Annotated in this window: 17 protein-coding genes; 14 read left to right on the top strand and 3 right to left on the bottom strand. The window is 46.8% G+C overall.

Features of this window, described 5'->3' with window-relative positions:
- The first annotated feature begins 7 nt into the window (after window positions 1–7).
- The 3 genes from NST47_RS10890 to NST47_RS10900 are packed head-to-tail and all read left to right on the top strand — an operon-like array spanning window position 8 to window position 4,171.
- On the top strand, window positions 8–1,213 hold the full coding sequence (locus NST47_RS10890) for an HlyD family secretion protein (protein ID WP_341155153.1): 1,206 nt from the start codon (window positions 8–10) through the stop codon (window positions 1,211–1,213).
- On the top strand, window positions 1,194–2,348 hold the full coding sequence (locus tag NST47_RS10895; RefSeq protein WP_341155154.1) for an ABC transporter permease: 1,155 nt from the start codon (window positions 1,194–1,196) through the stop codon (window positions 2,346–2,348). The genes NST47_RS10890 and NST47_RS10895 overlap by 20 nt, the downstream gene beginning before the upstream one ends.
- On the top strand, window positions 2,345–4,171 hold the full coding sequence (locus NST47_RS10900; protein ID WP_341155155.1) for a hypothetical protein: 1,827 nt from the start codon (window positions 2,345–2,347) through the stop codon (window positions 4,169–4,171). The genes NST47_RS10895 and NST47_RS10900 overlap by 4 nt, the downstream gene beginning before the upstream one ends.
- Before the next feature lie 71 nt (window positions 4,172–4,242).
- Here NST47_RS10900 and NST47_RS10905 read toward each other — a convergent pair whose 3' ends face one another.
- Window positions 4,243–4,764, bottom strand: coding sequence for an NUDIX hydrolase (locus NST47_RS10905; RefSeq protein ID WP_341155156.1), 522 nt, complete (start codon window positions 4,762–4,764; stop codon window positions 4,243–4,245).
- A gap of 136 nt (window positions 4,765–4,900) precedes the next feature.
- On the opposite strand from NST47_RS10905, the gene NST47_RS10910 reads away from it, so the two are divergent.
- Window positions 4,901–5,584, top strand: a complete 684-nt coding sequence (locus NST47_RS10910; RefSeq protein ID WP_341155157.1) for a DUF2238 domain-containing protein — start codon at window positions 4,901–4,903, stop codon at window positions 5,582–5,584.
- Between the two features lie 82 nt (window positions 5,585–5,666).
- Here the strand turns inward: NST47_RS10910 and NST47_RS10915 are convergent, their stop codons facing one another.
- The gene (locus NST47_RS10915; protein WP_341155158.1) at window positions 5,667–6,329 is read right to left on the bottom strand and encodes a hypothetical protein; all 663 of its coding nucleotides are present in this window, start codon (window positions 6,327–6,329) and stop codon (window positions 5,667–5,669) included.
- A gap of 135 nt (window positions 6,330–6,464) precedes the next feature.
- On the opposite strand from NST47_RS10915, the gene NST47_RS10920 reads away from it, so the two are divergent.
- Window positions 6,465–7,133, top strand: a complete 669-nt coding sequence (locus NST47_RS10920; protein ID WP_341155159.1) for an HD domain-containing protein — start codon at window positions 6,465–6,467, stop codon at window positions 7,131–7,133.
- Between the two features lie 45 nt (window positions 7,134–7,178).
- Here NST47_RS10920 and NST47_RS10925 read toward each other — a convergent pair whose 3' ends face one another.
- Window positions 7,179–7,412, bottom strand: coding sequence for a hypothetical protein (locus NST47_RS10925; protein ID WP_262683000.1), 234 nt, complete (start codon window positions 7,410–7,412; stop codon window positions 7,179–7,181).
- 122 nt (window positions 7,413–7,534) lie between these two features.
- Here NST47_RS10925 and NST47_RS10930 point away from each other — a divergent pair, with 122 nt between their 5' ends.
- The 9 genes from NST47_RS10930 (at window position 7,535) to NST47_RS10970 (ending at window position 22,897) form a co-directional block, all read left to right on the top strand.
- Window positions 7,535–8,272 carry a DUF429 domain-containing protein gene (locus tag NST47_RS10930; RefSeq protein ID WP_341155160.1) on the top strand — a complete coding sequence of 246 codons (738 nt, stop codon included), beginning with the start codon at window positions 7,535–7,537 and terminating at the stop codon, window positions 8,270–8,272.
- A 187-nt stretch (window positions 8,273–8,459) separates the two neighbouring features.
- Complete coding sequence (locus NST47_RS10935) at window positions 8,460–11,816, top strand: glycosyl hydrolase (RefSeq protein WP_341155161.1); 3,357 nt, start codon at window positions 8,460–8,462, stop codon at window positions 11,814–11,816.
- A gap of 4 nt (window positions 11,817–11,820) precedes the next feature.
- Complete coding sequence (locus NST47_RS10940; RefSeq protein ID WP_445667375.1) at window positions 11,821–12,801, top strand: ABC transporter permease; 981 nt, start codon at window positions 11,821–11,823, stop codon at window positions 12,799–12,801.
- Between the two features lie 98 nt (window positions 12,802–12,899).
- On the top strand, window positions 12,900–13,766 hold the full coding sequence (locus NST47_RS10945) for a carbohydrate ABC transporter permease (protein ID WP_240414257.1): 867 nt from the start codon (window positions 12,900–12,902) through the stop codon (window positions 13,764–13,766).
- A gap of 121 nt (window positions 13,767–13,887) precedes the next feature.
- On the top strand, window positions 13,888–16,230 hold the full coding sequence (locus NST47_RS10950; protein ID WP_341155162.1) for an AraC family transcriptional regulator: 2,343 nt from the start codon (window positions 13,888–13,890) through the stop codon (window positions 16,228–16,230).
- A gap of 158 nt (window positions 16,231–16,388) precedes the next feature.
- Window positions 16,389–17,954, top strand: a complete 1,566-nt coding sequence (locus tag NST47_RS10955) for an extracellular solute-binding protein (protein ID WP_341155163.1) — start codon at window positions 16,389–16,391, stop codon at window positions 17,952–17,954.
- A gap of 167 nt (window positions 17,955–18,121) precedes the next feature.
- The gene (locus NST47_RS10960) at window positions 18,122–19,909 is read left to right on the top strand and encodes a sensor histidine kinase (RefSeq protein WP_341155164.1); all 1,788 of its coding nucleotides are present in this window, start codon (window positions 18,122–18,124) and stop codon (window positions 19,907–19,909) included.
- Entirely contained in the window at window positions 19,902–21,452 is a 1,551-nt protein-coding gene (locus NST47_RS10965) for a response regulator transcription factor (RefSeq protein WP_341155165.1), read from the top strand. Before NST47_RS10960 ends, NST47_RS10965 begins: the two co-directional genes overlap by 8 nt.
- Before the next feature lie 110 nt (window positions 21,453–21,562).
- The gene (locus tag NST47_RS10970; RefSeq protein ID WP_341155166.1) at window positions 21,563–22,897 is read left to right on the top strand and encodes an ABC transporter substrate-binding protein; all 1,335 of its coding nucleotides are present in this window, start codon (window positions 21,563–21,565) and stop codon (window positions 22,895–22,897) included.
- The last annotated feature ends 211 nt before the right edge of the window (window positions 22,898–23,108 follow it).

Raw genomic sequence — 23,108 nt, forward strand, 5'->3', positions numbered from 1 at the left:
GAATTGTATGAAACGGAATTTGATACTATTGCTGGTATTGGGCGCAGCACTAGGGGGCGGAGGATACCTGCTCGCTGCCGAGGGAAAGGATGCAGTGTCTCTGGCGGCAAACCATAAGGGGAGTTTGTTGACGGCGGAGCAGGTTAATGTGTCGTTTCAAGGCGTGGGTGGCAAAATCATTGATTTGGCGGCAAAGGAAGAAATGAAGGTAAGCAAAGGCGATGTACTGATGACGCTGGACCCAACGGATATCGATTTACAGCTGCAAAAGGCGCAGGCGGACATAGAGGTGACAGCCATCAAGGTAAAACAAAGTGAAGATGCGTTGAATGTCGCACAGGATAAGCTGGGCAATGCACTGAAGCAGGCGCAAATTGGGGTGGAGCAGGCCAGGACCTCACAGGAGCAGGTGCTTGAAGGCGCGCGCTCGGAGGATATCGAACGTCAGAAGCTCGCAGTAGCGGCAGCAACCGAAGCACATACCCACGCGTTGAAGCTGTACAATCAATTGCTCAATATCGAAGATACATATGATAACAATCCATACGCTTATAAGGACCATCGCGATGCATTGGAAAATGCACGCAGTCAGCTGTCCACCTTGGAAAACGCGCGGGACCAGCAGCAGCAGGCTTTAAACAAAATGCTCAATGGTGCTTCTCAGCAGGATAAGCAGCAGGCAGCGTTATTGACAGATAAAGCCAATGCGATATTGGAGCAGAATATGCTGACGGGGCAGGACATTACGAATCAACGAATAGGTTTGGATGCACTGATCAAGCAGCAGGAGCAGCAAAATATTCTTTTACAATCCCTGCAGGTGCAAAAGGAAAGAATGGTATTGAAAGCCCCTGTTGATGGCAAAGTGGCCAGAATTATTCCCAAAGCAGGCGAAAATGTAGGATCGGGGACTCCATTAATCGTGCTGGAAACCGGTAAATTGTATTTTGATATGTATGTAGATGAGCGCCAGGTGACGAAGCTGCAGCCAGAAGGCACGGTTCCGGTACGTTTTGCAGCACTTCCTGATCAATTAACTGGACGAATTCAATTTGTCACAGCCGCTCCTCAGTTTGCGGGATTAAGGATGAGTCGGGAGAAAGGAACAGCTGATCTGACAATGTTTCAAGCCCGCATTGAGGTGGATCGGATCGATAAATTACTCCCCGGGATGACGGCGGAGGTGCATATAGATGAAATCGCTGCTCGATGAATGGAGATTTGTGCTGCAAGGCAAGTTTGTACTTATTATATTAATCGTTCCACTGCTCGTATCGGCGCTGTTTGGTTACTTGTTTCAAAACAGCCAGATCAATGAGGCTCCAATTGCTGTGGTGGATGAAGATAACAGCTTGTACAGCAGACAATTTACAGATAAAATCAATGCCTCTCAATATATGAATGTCGTCGATGTGTTTCACTATGCAGTAACACCGGATACTTTGATGGCGAATGAAGCTTATATGGCAGTCATTTATTTGCCTCGTGGGATGGAGCAGCTTCGACTTCAGGGCAAGCAGGTGAATGTGGGGGTTTTGATCGACAATTCGATGCCTGCTGCGGTAAGCAATATCCGTAATGGAGTTCAGGAGCTGTTCACCGTGGAGAACACGACTACCTCGATGGGCAAGCTGAAAGCGATGGGCGTATCGGATGAAGCTGCAGCTGCGATTATTGCCCCTCTTTCGATGCAGCAAAGGCTGCTGTACAATCCGACATCCGATTTTATCGCATTCATGGTTATCGGATTCGTAAATGTAACGGCGCTTGGAATTACAATTGGCGGAGCTGCTGCGATTGTACCGCGATTACGCCTTGAGGGTAAACTGCAAGAGGAGCTCACGCGTCCAATCGGCTTATGGCTGAGAGTGCTGCCTTATGCGATGAGCTCAACCATCAGCTTGCTTCTTGTATTCGGAGTGTTGAAGCAGCTTGGGGGCTTACGATTTGCCGGCAGTCCGCTGGCGTTTCTCGTACCGTTGATTCTTTATACACTCGTAGTGACCGTTATCGGAATGCTCGTCGGTTGGACGGCCGCAGATCCTGCCAAGGTTACCTTACGAACGTATCCTATTGTATATCCATCCTTTATGCTATCAGGCTTTCAGGTGGCCTCAATAATGCTGCCTCACTCGGCACAAGTGCTGGGCAGTCTGCTTCCTCTTACATGGCTATTCAAATTTATCCGTGGCATCGGTTATCGTGGTGGAAGCTTGACTTATTATGCCAGTGAAATCGGCGTGCTTGTTCTGATGCTGGGTGTGCTGTCCTTAGGTGTCGGTCTGATGATCATAAAAGAAAACCGCAAGCTGAGTTTGAATAACAAGATGAAGGAGATTACAGCATGAGCAGAAAAATGAAATTTGCAGCAGTTGCGGTAGGCTTTACCCTTTCCTTGTTTCACTTTATTCCTCCGGTTGGGGCTGAAGCTGCAGAACCCGCAGCGACAATTATACCGATAGATGCTGAAGGGATTTCAATAACCAAGCCGAACTCTTATCTATTAAATGATACTTTAAAGATAGAGATTAAAAGTGTGCTGAACGAAACGACCTCGGAAGGACAACGAGTTGCCGTTGTGGTGCGTGCGAAAAGCACGGCTTCCAAAGTGGTAAGCATACCGGATATGGAGCTGAGAGTGAGAGCGGCTGATGGCTCCGAGTATACGCTTCAAGCCAGCGTATTTAATGCTCATGCCATCCGTCCTCAAACCAATGAAGAGCTTAGCTATATGGCCGTGGTCGATCGTAAGGATACGTTTGAATTGAAGGAGCTTGTGTGGCTATCTGTGGATTGGTATACATATCCGAAGACGGAAACAGAGCTGTTGACCATCCCTGTATCGGGACGCAGCTGGAATGGCGCGTTATCCTCCATACAAGACCCATCTGCCAAGAAGACATGGGATGAATCCTTCCAAATTCCGAATATCGATTCACCGTTGATTTATAAGCCGGCAGCGATCCATAAAGAAAGCACTCCAAAAGGCACCATCCATACGGTAAAGCTGCTGGTGGAAAATCGTTCTACGAAAAAAGAAATGTTACCGTTACTTGGTATGGATGGCAGAGTCGGTGCTGCTGGAGTAAACACGACTTTATTTAACGGAGTAAATACGGAACAGAGCGCCATCACGTTGGAGCCGGGAGAAAAGCGTTATCTGTATTTTCAGATTCCAACAGACAAAGATACGGTATTAAGCAGCTTGAATGTACTAAGCTCAGAAAGCTTCAGACAGATGGACGCCAAAGGAGCAGTTGCACAAGTAGGTTATACGATTGGCAGATTGAATATTGCGCTGCCGCAAGGCGGTCAGGCTGATCTTCCGGTGCAAAGCTTGACTTATCAGTATGGCACTGACTTTTCTTTTGACAGCTTGTCAGATACGATAGACCCTCATATGTCCGTTTCGTTGGTTGAGATGCACATGCATGAGAATGAGGGAGAAGGCTACAATACGGTGATCGGTAAATTCAAGCTAAGCAATAACGGAGATCAACCACTGCCCTTGCCTGTTTTTCAAACAAAGCTGGAGACCGAATCCGGTGCTGCATACAGCGGTAGCCGACAAACGACAACCGCGCAGGATATTATGCCGGGAACTGCTTATATATTGAGCTATTCCTATCGGATGCCGATAGATATGAAGGATCGTACGTTTGTATTAAAAATACTTGATACCAAAGTTTCCACAACGGCAGCAGCTAGTATGGCAACAGCAGCTTCAGTGACCAATACGATCGGCGCTTACGTCGTTGCTTTGCAGCAGGATGTTATGGATGCGGAGAAATTATCCTTTTATCCATTCCAGGTGAAGCTCAACGACTGGTCCCTGATGGCCCGTACAAGCGCACCTTCTGCTACATCACCGATTACTTATACGTACAGGCTTAAGCTTAGCCTTGACATTGAGCGCGAGGAGAAGATGATTGTCGATAAAGACTTTTCCAAAATGTCGCTGGAGCTTATAGATCCAACAGGCAAGCTGTTATCGGTCAAGACCTTGAATTTTACTGGGGTTAACCGATTGGTGAGCGGTATGCAGTTTATTACCTTCGATAACCTGCGCACTGACGAGCAGGAATATCCGCTGAGTATCAACGTGTACGAAACGATTGCAACCCCGACTGGTGAAGTTAAACGACTTATGACGGTGCTGCAGGAGCGCTAATGCAAGCCAATTAGTTTCATACACATAGAGAAATAGGGCAGACAGCGAAAGCTGTCTGTTTTGTCTGTCTGTTAGTGCCTGAATGCTTCTAGCTGTTCTGCAACCATCTTGATGGGAGTTGAATTGTGACGAATCAGCTTTCCGTCGCTATAGACACAATGATGTTCATAACAAGCAGGATCGTAAATCAGAGCATTTAAAAATATAGGAATATTCGAAGCTACTCCTTGGTTTCGAGGATTCAGGATCCAATCGAGCTGCTTCCAGTCTAAAATACCCTCTGTAGTTTTGATCGGAGTGGGGTAGGGGAATTGTGTCGGCAATTCGGCTGCATACAAGTACATACCGCCCAAATCTTGACCATCCACTGTCCAGGTTACAATCCCTTTATAGAAAAGCTCATAATCAGCTTCTGTCAAATTTGCCTCCTCGCTGATCTCACGAATCATCGATTGTGTGGGAGATTCCTCCGGCTCCAGCTTACCACCAACACCGTTCCAGCAGCCCATCCAACTGGGCTTTTCTCTATTTAACAATAAAATGTGATCGCCTTGTTTAATGAAGCAAATGTTGTATTTCAGTCTTGATTTCATCTGATCTCTTCCTCTTAAATCCGATTTTCCTAAGGATACCACAGAGGCTCGTCCCTGAATACCATATAATGGGTAGGTTATGTATAATGAAGAAACAGAAATAGTAGATGTGTGAGAGATAGAGGGGGAATCAACAATGCTTCATCAGCTGTTTATCAATGATCAAATCCCATTCAGACGTAATGGGCTGCTGCAGGGACTTATCATTAGTTATGTGATATTCTGGGTATGGATGTCGATCGAACCTTACAACAGCTTTGGCTGGTGGCTGGAAAACCTGCTGATTTTCGCTGCTGGTGTGACGCTGCTGGTAACGTATCGCGGGTTTCATTTTACCAATTTGTCTTACTTGCAGATCGTGCTGTTTCTTGCCCTGCACACGTTTGGTGCTCATTATTCATATAACACAAATCCGGTGGATAAGCTGATCCATTCACTGTTTGAATTTCCAAGAGATGAGTACGATCGGGTAGTTCATTTTTGCTATGGCTTATTGATCGCCTATCCGATTCGTGAGCTGATCATAAGACTGATGAAGCCAAGCGGCTCATGGGCGTATTATTTGACTCCAGCGTTGGTGCTTGGGAGTGGAGCGTTCTATGAACTGATCGAAATGTGGACGGCTTTTATCGTGGCACCTGACATTGGTACTTTATTTCTTGGTACGCAGGGTGATCCTTGGGATGCGCAGCATGATATGGCGGTTGCCTTGTACGGTTCAATCATCGCGATGATTGTAACGGCGGTTGTCAAGGTCGTGACAAATAAGCCCGTCGTGGTTCGACAACCAGTAGAACAGCGACGGACTGAAGCTCATTAACGCAACAATATTCATGAATGAATGCGAGTAATCCCATGTTGAGCGAATAGGTCTGGTACGGAAAGGCAGCCTGCGATTTGAACTATCGACGTCTTGTGGGTTTGGTAAGCCTGGGCCTTATTCGGCGGGAAGCCGTTGCGGCCACAGGCATAACCTTCATGGTTTGGGTCAACTGATTGTAAACCAGACCCCATTTTTTGCCGGGTCTCAGTCCGAACCTTCGCATATTGATGGGGGTAAGGCGAAAATCGGTTTCCAGTTCGTTTTCCGGGATGACAACCTTCAGCTTCTTGCTGATGGACCCATTAGCTACGGTAATGACCATATTGGGTGTACTTGGTATACCGAGCCAGCTCAATAACGTATAGCCGATAATGATACTGCCATCCCGATGCTTGCGCGGTTCCGATACAAGAAAACCATGAGCCTGGCTGGTCGTGATTCTACGAATCCGAAGTCGGTTAACGTTCGGATCGTAGTTCAGTGTAAATCGGCTGCCGTGACGCATACGGAATTTTCTTGCAGTCAGTGGATCAACTTCGATATAGTTAAACGAGCAGTCGCTTCCTTGTTCGTGAACGACTCTTACTTTGCCTTCGAGATCGGCTCGCTGTAGAGTGACCTCATATCCGTCGCGAATGAGGTGAAGATCGTTGGGCAACCCGCCCTCGCAATTATAAATAATAACCATCGTGTTCTCAGCCAATTCTTTGGAGACCTGAATGTCTACGACGCCACTTGCCACGATACGCTCACTCCCTGTCGATCCTAGTTGCACGGATACGGTAATTTATACTTCTTTACCATATGCGCTTATGTATTTGTTCGTTTGGATGGTTGTACCGGGAAAGATCATAAATAGGATGAAAAGAGGATAACTATGGATCAGCAGCATGTAATAGACGAAGCAAGACGATTTGCGAGGGAACAGCTTGGAGATGATTCCAGTGGTCATGATTGGTGGCACATTGATCGGGTAACCCGAATGGCAGTCCTTCTTGCCAGCAAAGAAGGCGCAGATGTGTTCATCTGTGAGTTAGCCGCTTTACTTCATGACGTAGCCGATGAGAAGCTGAATCCATCACTGGCGGCCGGGATGGCCAAGGTTAACGATTGGCTGGCTGCACAGGAGCTCGCGTCTGCAGTCGTCCATCAGGTTATGGATATTATAGGAAGTATTTCATATAAAGGCGGGCATAACCCTCCGGTCGTATCGATAGAGGCACAGGTCGTGCAGGACGCCGATCGTCTGGATGCGATTGGAGCTATTGGTATAGCACGGACATTTGCCTATTCAGGCTGGAAAGGACAGCTTATTCATGATCCAGAGCTGTCTCCGCGTAAGGAGATAACAGCAGAAGCTTATCGCAGCGGCAAATCTACAGCGATTGCACATTTTGATGAGAAGCTGCTGAAATTGAAAAATTTGATGAATACCGATAGCGCCAAACGGATTGCGGAGGATAGACATCGTGTGATGGAGCAGTTTCTGGAGCAATTTCACCAAGAATGGTATGGCTTGGAGTTAGGTAGCGACGCATCACATTGAAAAACCGGCTCTCCTTCAAATAAAGGGGACCGGTTTTTTGGTCTATTAACAGGATGGTGTGTGACGAGTGCGCCGAAACAACAAGCTGTTGCGATGACTGCTGAGCAGGACAAAGCCGTTGCGTCGCAAGCATCTGCTGACTCGTCGTACCGAGCCGTTGATGACTAGCAGATTGCGACAGGGCGATGCGCTGCCGATCACGCAAAATCCCGTAATAATCGGTACCCGTGAGGTGTTATGGCGGAAGCGTATGGTAACCAAGTCAGTATGAACTGCCATCAGATTCACCTCCTTTATTGGTAATCTGCTATAGTTAATGCTAGATATGAGATTTAGGTAACGGACAAACATCGTCACATCTTGATAATTACAAAGATAAAAAGATAAGAAGGTTAATAGAGATGACCATACAAAGTTTTGTAGGCATTGATGGGTGTAAAGCAGGCTGGATGACCGTTATACTTTCAACAGAGGGGAATTGGACGGCGAAGGTATATGCAGAGCTGAATGAGCTGTGGAGGGACTATGGCGATGCGAAGCTGCTGTTGATCGATATGCCGATAGGACTGCCTTCCTGTGAGAATGGAGTGAGGTCATGTGATCGAGAAGCCCGACAGCTACTGCGGCCTAAGAGGGCTTCAAGTATTTTTTCGGCACCAATTCGTGAGCTGCTTGATCTGTCTTCGTATAGTGATGCCAATGCGCTTAGTAAACAACTGACATCCCGTGGGTTATCCAAGCAAGCCTGGTTTATCATTCCCAAAATCCGGGAGCTCGACCAGCTGCTGCAGATCAATCCGATAGCTCCAAAGAAGCTGCGAGAGTCGCATCCGGAGCTATGCTTCACCACATTGTCAGGCGCACCGATGCTGCATAACAAGCAGACCGAAGCAGGTTATGAAGAACGCATAAAGCTTTTAGAGATGTTGTACCCCCAAGCCCGAACGATCGTCCAACACACATTGGCAGCTTATTCACGGAAGGCTGTGGCAAGGGATGATATTGTGGATGCGCTGGTGCTAGCTATTTCCGCGCTGCTGAGTAGAGGCCATATACAGGCAGTCCCCAGGGTCACGGAGATGGATGAAACAGGACTTCCCATGCAAATAACGTATCCTCCAAAAAGCCTTGATGAATAAGGTTTTTTTGTTATTCAAGCCCTTGATTGACATGGGGACTGCAAGGATGTTGAAGCCGTGCAAAAATGTCTAAGTGCTATCTCACGTAGTGGGGAAAGGATACAAAAGAGTATGATTGTTGATCGAATGGATGTATTTTATAGTAAACCTACAAGAACTCATTATAGATCAGGGAGGCAGCTCAATCATGTTTGATATGCAAAGGTTTAAACAGCCAGCGGCGGCAGATCGTATTCATCCGTTCTGGTTTTGGAATGGTGAAATGGAAGATGGCCAAATTCAGTATCAAATCGATGAAATGGCAGATAAAGGTTTGGGCGGTGTATTCATCTGCGCCAGACAAGGCTTGAAAATTCCTTATTTATCGGAAGCCTGGTTTCAAAAGGTGCGTGTTGCGGTTGAAGCAGCAGAGAAGCGCGGATTAAACGTCTGGCTGTATGACGAATATCCTTATCCGAGCGGTATTGCCGGCGGGGAGGTTACACTGGAGCATCCGGAGGCCAAGCACTACACGCTCACACATACTACACAAAGAGCACTGGGTGGAGAACACCTATCGTTAGAGCTGCCTTGGGCACGTATTGTTTATGCCAAAGCAGTCCCCATTACTGCGGATGGTCGCAGGAATTGGAATGAAGCGATACCGATCCGTGATTCCATAGGTAACTTTCAAGCGGATTCGATTTTTCAAAAAACCGGTCTGACTGCCTATAATCAAAAACGTTTTTTTACTTACCGTACGATTCAAAAGCTGGATTGGACTGCTCCTGATGGTGAGTGGGAAGTATTTATCGCTCAGGAAAAAGAAATAGAAGATTTTAAATATTACGGTACGTTCGTTGACCCTTGCAACCGGGAAGCCATGGCAACGTTTATTCGACTGACGCATGAGAAATACGCGAAATATCTGGGAGAGTTTTTTGGCACGACAATCAAGGGAATGTTCACTGATGAAATCGGTCTGCTCGGCAGTATTCCATGGTCACCACAGCTGGCTGGATTTTTCCTTGAGCGCAATGGCTATGATTTGCTGGAGCATCTGCATGCACTGTTGGACCCCGAGGCAGAGGGTGCGGCCAAGATACGTTACGATTATTATCAGGCAGTCCACCTGCTATTGAGAGAATCGTACCATAAGCAGGTTCATGATTGGTGCGAGCAGCACGGTTTGGAATATGTCGCAGAGGTGCCTTCGGTAAGACATACGACCCAATTGTTCAGTCATGTGCCTGCCGGTGATACTGCACATGAGAAGCTCGGGCGATCGCTGGAGTGGATACTTACTCATAGGGCGTTTGAATTCCGCAGTAGTGCGAAGATGGTCAGTTCTCTGGCACGTCAGCTAGGACGGGAACGGAATCTGATCGAATGCTTCCACAGCGTGGGCTGGTCGATGACACTGCAGGATGCACGATGGATGATCGACAGGATGGCTGCACAGGGAACGAACTTTTTTAACTTTCATGCCTTTTTCTATACGGTTGACGGCTTGACCCAGCATGATGCGCCGCCTTCGCAGTTTTTGCAAAATCCGTATTGGGCGCATTTCCGCAAGCTGGGTGACTACACGGGACGGATCAGCTATGTGATGACCAGTGGAGAAGCTGTAATTTCGATTGCAGTTCTGGAGCCGATAACGTCATTATGGGCCCGTATGGGCAATCCGTTCCATGGTTTTTCACATGGCGGCACCGATACAGCTGAAGAACAAAGGCTGAGCAGCTTAAAAGCATGGTGGGTGCGTATCTTGTACCAGCTGAGTCTTGAGGGCAGAGACTTTGATCATTTGGACCCGGAACTGCTGGCAACTGCGGAAATCAGCAGCGGTACGATCAAGCTGGGTAACGCGCGCTACTCGACATTGGTTCTGCCGCCGCTTACGAATCTGGAAAGCGGAGCCTGGAAAAGCATACAGACATTTTTGCAGCAAGGTGGCAAAGTGATCAGTATGGGGCAGCTGCCCTATGAAGCAATTGATTCGTCAACATCGGATTTGTTCGAGATTACAGCAGCGTTCGGATTAACTGGAGGCGTAAAGGCAAGCTTTTGGGAACAGAACTCAATGGGAAGTTCGGAGTCTGCCGCGAGCTTATATCAGGAGCATGACTCCATCGACGGTGAGCTTCAGGATTGGTACAAAGGAGAGCATAACGCTTACCACCTTCCTTTTAAAGCGTCAGCTGACGAGCAGCAAGTGCTGAAGCCTTTTACAGAGCTGCTGGATAAGCTGGACCCGATGGCAGTTCGACTTCAGCCTGCTTGTGGTGAATGGGGCTTGATGCTGCAAACACGTCTTGTTGAGGAAAATAAGGCACTTGTATTTATTAGCAATCAGGAGTCCATACAACGCCAGGTTGAATTGCAGATCGAATCTCATCTGTGGGGTAAGCAGACAATTGCAGCTGAATCCTACTCACTCGAATTCCGTGAGCTCTCCTTGGATACAGGCGAGGCTGTCGATCTGCAAGGCAAATATGCACAAGTAGGCACCTCGTGGGGGCTGCCTCTGTCGATAGCACCATTTGCATCAAGACTGATTGAGGTCGTCCGTACTGATAGCGGCAATGCGAGTTTGTCACAGCAAGAATTCGATTCAGCTAAGCCGTGGAAATGGACTTTGGATGCGTCCAATGTTTGGAATATGAGCGCACAGCAAGCGAATGTGCTGCGTCTGGATACTTTCCGCTTAACACTTAGTGATGCAGCTGCATCCGCAGACAGCTTTTCTACCATTGGTGCTGACGTGGGTGTGAAAACATTCATAGACCAATGTGCGGATTTGGCTGAAACCTCGGCGCTGCCTGTCATGATGCAGCAAACCTTCGGGACGCCGATGGAAGTCTCGCTAGCCTACCCGCTTCAAGCACGTTATTCAGTGGAATTTGTGGTGAAGCAGCTGCCTGAACAGGTGGAAATGCTGATGGATGATAGTGCTATTGCAGGCTCGGCAATCATTCGAATCAATGGGCATGTACTGGATAATCATAATTTCAAAGCGGTTTTTGTCTATGACCATATGAATAGATCCCAGGAGATCACAAGCCTTCTGCAAGAGGGAATGAATCTGCTTACCGTGGATATAGAGATAGGACAGGATAGCGATGGCATTGTAGATGCCTTGTATGTGACAGGTCCATTCGAGGTCCATTTTGATGAAGCTAATCGGGCAGTGCTGTCGGGTCCAGAGGTGCACAAGCTGCCTTTACAGGCAGGGCCGTATGAGGGCTATCCGTATTATGCTGGTGTTTTCTCGTTTACACAACATGTAGAAGTGACACCTTCCACGGATGCGGCAAGCTTTGAGCTTACCTTTGCAGGCTGGGACCCCCATTTTCATGATTGTGCAGAAGTGCTTGTGAATGGCACATCTCTCGGTGTCTGCACCTGGTCGCCTTACTCATGGGAAGGACCTGCCACACTGCTGCGAGAGGCGGATAACCATATAGAAGTCAAGGTGACGAATACATTGATCGGTCTGCTAGAAGGCAAATACTTCGATTATGAGGAACACGCTGTTAAATTGATTTCGCAAAGAAAGGGGTAAAGCCATGTCTGCTGCACAACAACCACGAACTGCCCCCGGTACGAACACGGTACCTACCGGTGAAAGACGGATGACCCGTCTCCGCCGCCTTGGCCTCGATCTACGCAGGGATAAATACTTATATTTGCTGGCACTGCCGGGCTTGCTGTTCTTCTTCTTCTTTAAATATATACCGATGGGAGGCATCGTGATCTCCTTTCAAAATTATTCGCCATTCGCAGGGATTATGGGCAGCGAGTGGGTTGGGCTAGAGCATTTTCAACGATTCTTTTCCAATCCCGAGTTTATGCTGCTGTTTCGCAATACGATGGCGATTAACATCATGAATTTGGTTCTGTTTTTCCCTTTACCGATTCTGCTTTCCTTGCTGCTGAACGAATTGCGAAGTGTGCTCTATAAACGGCTGGTGCAATCTATTGTGTACATGCCGCACTTCTTGTCATGGGTTATTATCGCCGGACTCACCTTTCTGCTGTTTGCGAAGGGTGAGGGCTTGGTCAATAAAATATTGGAATCACTCGGCGCTAGCCGGATGGATGTGTTGACCAATCCAGATACGTTCTGGCTCATGCTTACGCTGCAATCCATCTGGAAGGAATGCGGCTGGGGAACCATCCTGTTCCTCGCAGCGATGGCCGGGATTGATCCACAGGTGTATGAGGCAGCCAAAATCGATGGTGCCAACCGATTGCACCAAATGTGGCATATTACGCTGCCGGGAATCCGTAATGTCGTGATTATTTTACTCATTCTGCGCTTGGGCCATATGATGGATGTCGGCTTCGAGCAGGTATTTCTAATGTATAACGGAGCTGTTTCCGAGGTGGCTGAGGTATTTGATACGTATGTTTATCGCGTCGGTATTCAGCAGGCGCAATTCAGCTACAGTACCGCGGCTGGATTATTCAAGTCGGTTGTAGGTCTGCTCATGGTCGTGATGGCCAACTGGATCGCCAAAAGAATGGGCGAAGAAGGCGTATACTAGCTTACAATTGTTCTCGCCTTTACCTTGAAACCAACAGCGATCAGAAGAAGATGACAACACAGCCATACGTATTCAACGTACTTTTAAGGAGGTTCCTCATGAAATCAAGCTTAGGCGATCGCATGTTTAACATCATCAACATCGTATTTCTGGCTTTAGTTACGATTGTGACATTTTTCCCGCTTTATTATGTGTTCATTGTATCGTTCACGGATCCAGTGGAATATTTGCAGAAAAGCTTTATTTTGTTCCCGGAGAAATGGTCTTTGGACTCCTATAAATATTTGCTATCCACCAAGGCTTTTCCGAATTCTCTCGGTGTCAGTGCTTATTTGGCAGTCGTCGGCACAGCTTTAAGCTTGATTGTTACAGCGGCGCTGTCCTATACGCTTTCCCGTAAAAGATTGCGCGGTCGGCAGCTGATTCTGCTGCTGATCTTATTGACCATCCTGTTCAGTCCGGGAATCATTCCCAACTACATGGTTGTCCGCCAATTCGGACTGATCAACAGCTTATGGTCACTCATCATACCGGCGCTCGCAAGCGGCTGGAACGTTATATTGATGAAAGGTTTCTTCGACAGTGTGCCGGTTGAGCTGGAGGAATCGGCGCAGATCGATGGCTGTAACGATTTATCGATTTGGTTTAAAATCATTTTGCCCTTATCGCTTCCTTCGCTGGCGGCGTTCGGATTATTTTATGCGGTTGGATACTGGAACCAATTTTTCAATGCACTGATTTATATTACGGATGCCTCCAAATGGCCGATTCAGGTTATGCTGCAAAATATGCTGCTCAATGCGAATAATACCGATCTTCAGGCCGACGTGCTTACGGTTGCCCCTCCGGCAGAAACCTTGAAAATGGCCGCGGTTATCGTGGCAACGGTGCCGATATTGCTCGTGTATCCATTCCTGCAGAAGCATTTTGCCAAGGGTGCCATGGTCGGATCTGTGAAGGGCTGATCGATGGAACAAGAGATCCGGGAGGCACGCAGGCAGGATAGCAGCGGCTTGTTGTCGAACATAGCTGAATAGTGTGTCATAACTGCGTAGACTCCCACAAAAGGTTGGAAGGTGAGCGATATTGGATCGAATTTGGAAGCGATGGTTTGGGATTGCCTCAAAATACAAATATAACAGCCGATTTTTTCGTAAAAGCCTGGTCATGATGCTGCTGGTCGCGAGCATTCCCGGATTGATTATCGGTGTCAGTATTTACTGGTTGGCTTCGGACAATATGGAGGGTGAGCTGCAGCGGCTGCATCAAAATCAGATCAAGCAGCGTGCGGAAAATATTGACGATCAGCTGGCTTATTTGGAGCTGACCTTCTCGCATTGGGCGTTTGATTCCAAATTCGATGAAAAACTGAAAACTTTGGATATTGCCTATAATTTCGAACAGGTTCAGGATTTATTCCGAGCGCTGCTCGTTATGGAAGGTGCACACCCGCTGCTGGAGCGGGTTGAGTTGTTTCTCGATAAGCCGCGGCCGCTGATCTTCAACAAGCTGCAGTATACGTACATTACCGAGCCTGCAAGCCTGCAGCCTTATGAGTCACTGCTCAGAAAAGAGCGTTCTGTATTCTGGACGAATGCATACCCTGCGGCACCGACCAAGGATTCAGAGACCAACTCCTTATCCTTGGTCAACAAGATTCCCGGTGGCAGTGCAGAGCCATTCGGTGCCATCGTAGCAACGATTAATCAGGAAAATCTCATTAAAATGTTGAAGACGCTGACGCCTTACAATGAAGGAGAAACGATTCTTCTGACCGGAGATGGCAGCTGGAAGCTATCGAGCAGTGGCATTGGTAAATTTACAGATATCGATATAGCCTTACAGCAGGAATATTTGAAGCACAGCTCCAAATCGGAGTCCTTCCTGTTTGAGCACAATAAGACGACGTATTCGGTCTCTTATGGACAATTCTCACGGCTGGGCACAACCTGGGTCTATATTTCGGCCGCCCCGCTAACTTCCATAACCGCACCGGTTGTACTTGTATCCAAGTGGATTTTGTTCATCAGTCTGTCCGGACTGCTGCTCGCGCTGCTGTTGTCATGGTTCGTTTCACATCGGATGTATTCGCCGGTTGAGCGGCTGGTACGGCTCTTGTCGGGTGATAAAGATACAGAGCTTAACGATGAATTTGATCTGTTTGAAAAGCAGTGGAATCACCTGTCCAAAGAAAGTGAAACGATGCGATCCAAGCTGACCGAGCAGCTGCCACTGCTGCGTGAGGGGTTTTTCCTGCAATTGGTGCAAGGCTATTTCTACTCACTACAGGAAAATGATCTGCGGGAGCGAATGAAGCACCATGGCTGGAAAACGGAGAAACGGCAGTTTATCGCATTGATGTTCCAATTAACGGGTTTTTCAAATTTACAGGGGCGTTTTTCCTCCGGAGATGAGGATTTGGTTACATTCACGGCAGCTAATATTATTGAGGAGCTGACAGGTTCCCAATATGAGCAGGTCGAGGTTATCAATTTTCACAATTTTTCTGTAGGCCTGCTGCTGTCATTTCCGCTCGATCATCCTGCACGCTGGCTGGAGGACGATATTAGCTCCTTTTGCCAAGAGGCGACACAAACGATCAATCGTATTCTGAAAATGCAGGTAACGGTTTCGATCAGCAAGTCAGCCTATCAGGTGAAGCAAATTCCGCATTTGTTTGAGGAGGCGAGACAGGCGTTGGTATACCGTGATCTGCTTGACGACAATCAAATCATCAAGCCGGAGCTGTTGTCCAAATCGAGCACATTGATGGAGAGCACTTTCCCTTTTACACTGGAAAAAGAAATCGTGCACGCGATCCGCAATGGCTTGGAGCATGAGGCTGTAGAGCTGATCGAACAATTTATGAAGGAATTATCGGCAAGCGGTTCGACGGAGCTGGCTGTGCAGCAGGGGATGCTGCAGCTGCTTGGAAGCATACGGTATGCCGTTCTGCAATCCGGTATGAATCCTGTTCAATTGTTCGGTGGCGTTAACCTGTTCGAGCAGCTGGCACAGCTGAAGGAGCCGGAGGAAATGCTCAGATGGTTCCAGTACAAGCTGGTAGCTGTATTCGTGCAGGAGCTGATCAGCCGGCAGGATTTTCATCTTAAGCAAATGGTAGAGAAAGTAATTTTTCATTTACGAGAGAATTACATGACGATGCTGTCGCTGGATTCTTGTGCAGAGCTGTTCGGGACCAGTCCCTATACCTTAAGTCGGGCCTTCAAGCATATATCCGGCGTTAATTTCATTGACTATCTAACCGACATTCGGATCGATAATGCCAAGGGCCTTCTGCGTGAGACTGAAATCAAAATCAATGAAGTCGCCGAACGTGTCGGTTATCAGCATACGTACTTCAATCGTATATTCAAAAAATACGAGGGGATTACGCCAAGCCAGTTCCGCGAGCTCAATCGCTCCTGATAGGGATAAAAGCTTGTCACATCAGCCTGTGCAATAGCTGCAACAAAGTCCAAACCATGTAAATCGCGACTTACAAAAGAGTATGATTGTTGGCAAACTCCCAATCGATTAACGTCAATGGTGAGCCATCGAATATAGAACTAAAGGGAGGATCACCAATGAATGCAAGACGAAACACGAAAACAGCAGCAGCTTCCATAGCTGCAATTCTGGCACTCTCCGCCGTATTGGCAGGCTGTTCCGGAGGAGCTATAGAAAGCGCCCCGGCAGCAGGGAAAGCAGCAGATGGTAAGATGGAAGCCAAAACCGAAGCGCCGCTTGAGGTCAGTATCATGACGATTCTGCTTACACCTTCACCCGCTGCAGATGATAATCCGATTAAAAAAGCAATTGAAAAAGCAACAAATTCCAAGATGAAGATTCAATGGGTTTCCGGCAACAATTACACCGACAAGCTGAACGTAACGCTGGCTTCCGGCGATATTCCAGAGCTGGTATTGATAAACGATCCGTTTACCTCGGTATTCCGTAATTCTGTTACACAAGGCGCTTTCTGGGATGTGGCTCCTTATATTAAGGATTATCCCAATCTAAGTAGCAAAATTTCCAAAACTGCCTGGGATTTGACAAAAATGCAGGATGGTAAAAACTATGGGATTCCTCGCCCTCGTCCGTCCGAAGCAGATGGTTTCTTCATTATTCGTAAAGATTGGCTGGACAATCTAGGCTTGAAGGTTCCGACAACAACGGATGAGCTGTATGACGTTATGAAAGCGTTCGCGGAAAAGGATCCTGATAAAAATGGCAAGAACGACACGATACCTTTTGCTGCGAATGTAGGACCGACCGATATGGGATCTTTAGGCCAAGTAGAAAACAGCTTCACAGGTGTAAATGGCAGATGGAAGCTGCTCGACGGCAAGTTTGTGCATACAAGCTTTCTTCCTGAGACGCGTAAATCGCTGGAGTATTTGACGAAGGCTTACAAGGAAAAGCTGATTCCGGAAGATTTTGCAGCGTTGAAGCTGACGCAAACCGGGGATCTGTTTAAAGCAGGCAAAGCAGGCATCATTATAGATAAAGCGGGTACTATGGTCGATTATTACGATAAGCTGAAGGTCGTACAGCCTGATTTCAAGCAGGAGAACTTTTACCCGATTACAAACATTAATGGCTATAATCCTAAGGGTCCAGGCTTCTCAGGTATGATGTCGATTCCGAAGTCCGTGCCTGAAGCGAAGATGAAGCGTATTCTCAAATTGATGGATACCTGGATGAGTGATGAGGTGTTCGCGATTCAGCAGTATGGCTTTGAAGGCACCCATCACACAGTTAAAGACGGCGTCAAGGTGATTAATACCGAGAAGCTGGCCGCAGACAACGGAGCCGATTTTAATCAGATTGCCTATGTGGCCGATCCTTATGCAAGCTCCACCAAAGTATTCTTCCCTACGGAAGTAAATGCTTTGTATACCAAAATTCAGGATGAACGCGCCAAAAACAGTGTAGCGGATATCAGTACAGGATTGTTCTCGCCAACCGTGCAAAAAGCATTGCCTGAATATGAGAAAAAGGTGCAGGATTTGAAAACAAAAATCATTTTGGGCAGAGAACCGATTACTGCCTGGGATGAATTTGTAACTAAAATGAAAGCCGACGCGGATATGGTCAAGATGAGTCAGGAAATGACAGAAGCTTATCAAAAGCGCAGCGGCGGCAAATAATAAGACAAAACGCGGGGAGCAGTCTGTTCTCGCAGCAATCAGAGCCTTCAAAGCCACGAATCAAGTGGTTTTGGGGGTTCTTTGCATCTGAGCTATTGGCTAGATTGCTTGCAATATTGTAACATAGAGGGGAATCCGACATAGCTGCAGAGGGGAGTCGTAGTATAGTGAGACCATTTATGTTTGCAATCAAGCCTTCCTACTATGCGAATTTAAAAATAAAACATAAGGTATTTTCAATCATATCGCTGGTCATGGGTATTTGCTTTTTGGGTACTTATTTGTCTCTGCAATATGTGTATTCGATTTATGACGAGCAGTTGTACTCCAAATCGTCACAGCTGCTGAATTTGTCTTCCAGCGGTATCGAAAATGAGCTTAAGAAGCTGGATCGTATCTCCTATAATATTGTTACGGATTTGAGGGTTCAGGAACTGCTGCTATCGCTGAATGAATTTACACCAGAATTTGAAAAATACAAAATTCGTTCTTATGTTACGGATCGACTTGTCCAATATGCCGGTAATGAAAAATATATTTATTCCATGGAGGTGACGGATGTGCTGAGTGGTGAAGCTGTAGCCGGCCAGGCCTCCAGATCCTCAACTGCCAAAAAACAAATGATCCTGAACGAATCGGCCAAAGGTCAAGGCGGAACCCGATGGATTGTACCTGATGCAGAAGATTCCTATTTAATAGCTGCCAGGGAAATACGCTCCTATAATGGCACCAATTTTGACCTTGATCGACTGGGCACCTTAACGGTTAGAATTTATTTTGATAGAATTGCCGAAAATGTGTTGGAAGGCACTGAATTGAAAAATGGCGATTTACAGGTTACCTCCAACAACTATGTGATCTACCCGATCAGTAAAGGACCAGATAAGCTGACACCGATTCCCGTGGAAACCGATATGGATCGTCAAGACTATGCCATCAAGCCCTACAACGGGCAGCAGTACTTTATTTCCCAGGTTCGCTCGGAATATTTGGGCTGGACGTATCTCAGCTTGACACCGTTTGATAAAATTTTCACAAAAATTATTTTGATGAAAAACATCCTATTCGTGAGCTTTGTCATTATTTTACTTCTGTTAATGGCTGTGGCGATCAAATTTGCCAGAACGATGACCAAGCCGATTGAGGAATTAATTGGACGAATGAGGCAGGTTCAGAAGGGGGATTTCAGTCTCGCAGGTATGGAAAATTCGGATTGGACCTCAATCCAAATGGATGAGGTGGGTCAGTTAAGGCGGACATTCCGGATGATGATTCAACAAATCAACGAGCTGATTACGGAGAACTATTCCAAGCAGATTACGATCAAGGAAACCCAATTTAAAGCGCTGCAGGCTCAAATTAATCCGCATTTTTTATACAACACGCTGGAATCCATCAACTGGTTAGCCAAATCAAATGGACAGCCGCAAATCTCGAAAATGGTCGAATCGCTCGGATTTTTACTGAGAAGCTCGATCAGCCTGAAGGAAACCTTGATTACGGTGGGCGAGGAGCTGGATATCGTGATGAATTATATTACGATTCAAAGATTCCGGTTCGAAGAGAGGCTTGTATTTGAACTGGATGTCGCTGAAGACACCAGATCGTTGCTGCTTCCGAAGATGACCTTACAGCCGCTGGTTGAGAATTCGATCCACTATGCACTGGAATCGATGCTGGAACCGTGCCATATCCGGATCTGGACGAAGAAAGAGCCTGGAAAGCTGATCCTTGTAGTGGAGGATAATGGTCCGGGTATGGAAGCAAGCCTGCTGGAGCAGGTACGGAGAGGTGAAGCACCTACTCGCGGGAGCGGGATAGGGCTCTCCAATATTGAGGAACGTATCGTCCTGGCTTTTGGCGAAGGTTATGGCGTGTCCATTGAAAGTGAAATCGAGAAGGGAACCCGGATTTCGATCACCATACCAGATGAAATGAGGGAGCGGCATGTATAAAGTATTATTGGTTGATGATGAACGAATTATTTTGGATGGAATATCGAATGTGGTGAATTGGGAAGCGGCGGGAACGGTACTTGCCGGGACGGCCCGAAATGGCATCGAAGCCTACGAGTTTGTCAAGCAAAACCAACCTGATATCATTATCAGCGATATTAAAATGCCTGGAATGGATGGTCTGCAGCTGGCAGCAAAAATGTTCGAGGAATACCCTCAGATCAAGCTGGTCCTGCTGTCTGGCTTCAGTGAATTTGAATATGCACGTCAGGCGATGCGCTACAAGGTCAAGCATTATTTGTTGAAGCCATGTAATGAAAATAAAATTTTGGAAGCGTTGGTCGAGCTCGTGGATGAGTTGAATCGTGAGGAGCAGCGGGAACAATTCGTGCACAATATGAGGTACGGTCTGGAGAAGGTGCTACCGCATGTTAAGGAGCAATTCCTCAAGGAATTCGTCACGAACAAAACCTATGGCAACCGCGACTGGGAATATTACCGCAAGCTGTTCGACCTGGATCTCCAAAATCGCAAGGTAAGGCTGATCCTGTTTCAATTGGAGGGACATTTTGAGTTTGAGCATATGTTTGCGGTGAAGAACATTGCTGAGGAGCTGCTGCAAAAAACCGTTCTAAGCTCCACAGTCGGCGGACAGGTGTTAATAGTCGTTGAGGATGCGGAGTCTGTCAGTGAACTGTACGATTGCATTCACCAAATTCGCGAAACTTTTTTACGTTATTACAAAATTGATCTGACCATCGCGCTTAGTGAAGCAGATGAAATCATCCGGGCACGCTCCCTGTACAAGCAGACGCTGGAATGCCTGAATTACCGATTTTATTTGGGAGAAGGCAGCTTGATAACAAAACGGGATATTGTGGGGGTAGAGCAGCCTGAACTCAGAGACTTTGCTTATGACGAGGATAATTTGATGCTGCAAATTAAAGCAGGACTGTGGGAAGAGGCCAATAAGGAGATAGATTTATTTTTTCAAAAGCTTGCAGGTCTTCGTTCCAATATATCGACGTCCAAATCTTATGTGATTCAGTTGCTAATGGCTATCATTCGACTTGGACATGCAGATGCTATTGTTAATTATCGAGACCACCTGGTCAAGCTGATGGATCTGGAAACCTTGCAATCGATCCAAACCTTCTTTAAGGAAGTGGCAAGCCAAATTACACTCAGCCATTATGAGCATACGAAAAACAAGCATTGCGCGATTACCGATAAAGTGCTGGACATCATTAACGGACATCTCGGTAATACAGAGCTTTCCCTGAATTGGGTAGCTCATCAAATGCTGTATATGAACTCCGATTACCTGGGCAAGCTGTTCAAGAAAAGAACGGGTGAAAAGTTTTCCAATTACGTCATGAAGGTGCGGATCGCCAAAGCGACTGAACTGCTCGAGCAGAAGTCCGATATCAAAATATTTGAGCTGGCCGAAATGCTCGGTTTTGGAGATAACCCGCAATATTTTAGTCAGGTCTTTAAGAAATACGCAGGCTGCACACCTTCCGAATATATTAAGGCTACATGATCAAGCTCTGTTTTTTTAACAAGCAGGGCGGTATATTAGATTCATATTTGCACGAAAAAGCGTAATAATAGACCTTGTGCAGGAGTAGAGACAAGGGGGGACTGTACTTGATGAAAAAGACATTAATGCTTCTGGTTTCTGTATCATTGCTACTTACAGCGACTGCTTGCGGAGCAAATACAGCCGTACCAACAACGAAGGACACAGCTATTAAGCCGGAGACCGGAGCAGCAGGCACCAGCAAGGAAACGGTCAAGCTTCGTTTTGCATGGTGGGGCGGGCAGTCCCGACATGATTATACATTCAAAATCATTGAGCTGTATCAGAAGGAACATCCCAACGTCAAGATTGAAGCTGAATATGCGGCATTTGACGATTATTGGAAAAGACTGGCTCCTCAGGCAGCAGCCAACGATTTGCCCGATATTATTTCCATGGATATCTCTTATCTGAGTCAATTTGCCGGAAGAGCTCAGCTGGAGGAATTAACTCCCTACATTCATAACCAAACCATTGATGTTAGCACGGTAGCTGCCAATACACTTAACAGCGGCCAGTATGGCGGCAGGCTTTATCAAATCACAGCTGGTGTGAATGCGCTCGGTTCGACGATTGATCCTGAGCTGGTTCGCAGAGCAGGTGTCGCAATGCCTTCCAAGGATTGGACCTGGGATGATCTGGAAGCCCTTGGCAAGCAAATGAAGGCAAGCGGCAAGCTGCTGGGTGACTATATGCGGTACGACGTGTTTTTTCCCTACTACCTGCGTTCCATGGATCAAAAATTGTTCGATCCGAACGGAGCATCGCTCGGTTATACCGACGATAAGGCATTTATCGATTATTATAAACGTTATCAAAAAATGTATGACGCCGGCTACTTCCTGAGTCTGGACAAGCTCGCGCTGAAGAAGCTCACCCCGGAGGATGATGAAATGGTGCTGGGCAACGCGATGGCCTCCTTCGCTTGGTCCAATCAGTATGCTGCCTGGTCAGCGGCTGCCAAACGTCCAACGGAGCTGCTCCCGCCACCGGGACCGAACAGCAGGAAAGGCTTATTCCTCAAGGCAAGCATGGGATTTGCAATTACAAAAAACTCGAAGCAAAAAGCGGAAGCTGCCAAATTCATAAACTTCCTTATCAATGACATTGAAGCCAACAAAATCATGAAGGGCGAGCGTGGTGTTCCCATATCGTCCAAGGTCAAGGAAGCCTTGAGACCACTGCTTAATCCTGAAGAATTAAAAGTATTCGAATATGTAGCTTGGGCGGAAGCAAACAGCAGTCCTGCCGATGCACCCAATCCGATTGGCGCGGTAGAAGTGGAAAAGCTGTTAAAGGACATCAGCGAGCAAATCCTCTACAAAAAGATTTCGATCGAGGACGCAGCATCGAGGTTCCGTACTGAAGCCAACGCGATTCTGGCTAAGTACAATAAAAAGTCATAATTTCGTAAGCAAAAGGCGACTTTGGGATCATTCCCTGTCAGGAATCAGGCCAGTTCATGCAGAACTGAGACCTGATTCTTCTTTTTTTGAGAAAAAAAGGCTCTGATTTCGTTCAAAATGTCTGTGCAGGATGAAATGTCTGTTTTTTAAACAAGGATAACGGTTTTTTGAATTCATATTTTGATCAAAAAGAGTGATAATAAATCTTGTA

This window comes from Paenibacillus sp. FSL H8-0034 (assembly GCF_038000305.1).
Classification (GTDB): Bacteria; Bacillota; Bacilli; order Paenibacillales; family NBRC-103111; genus Paenibacillus_S.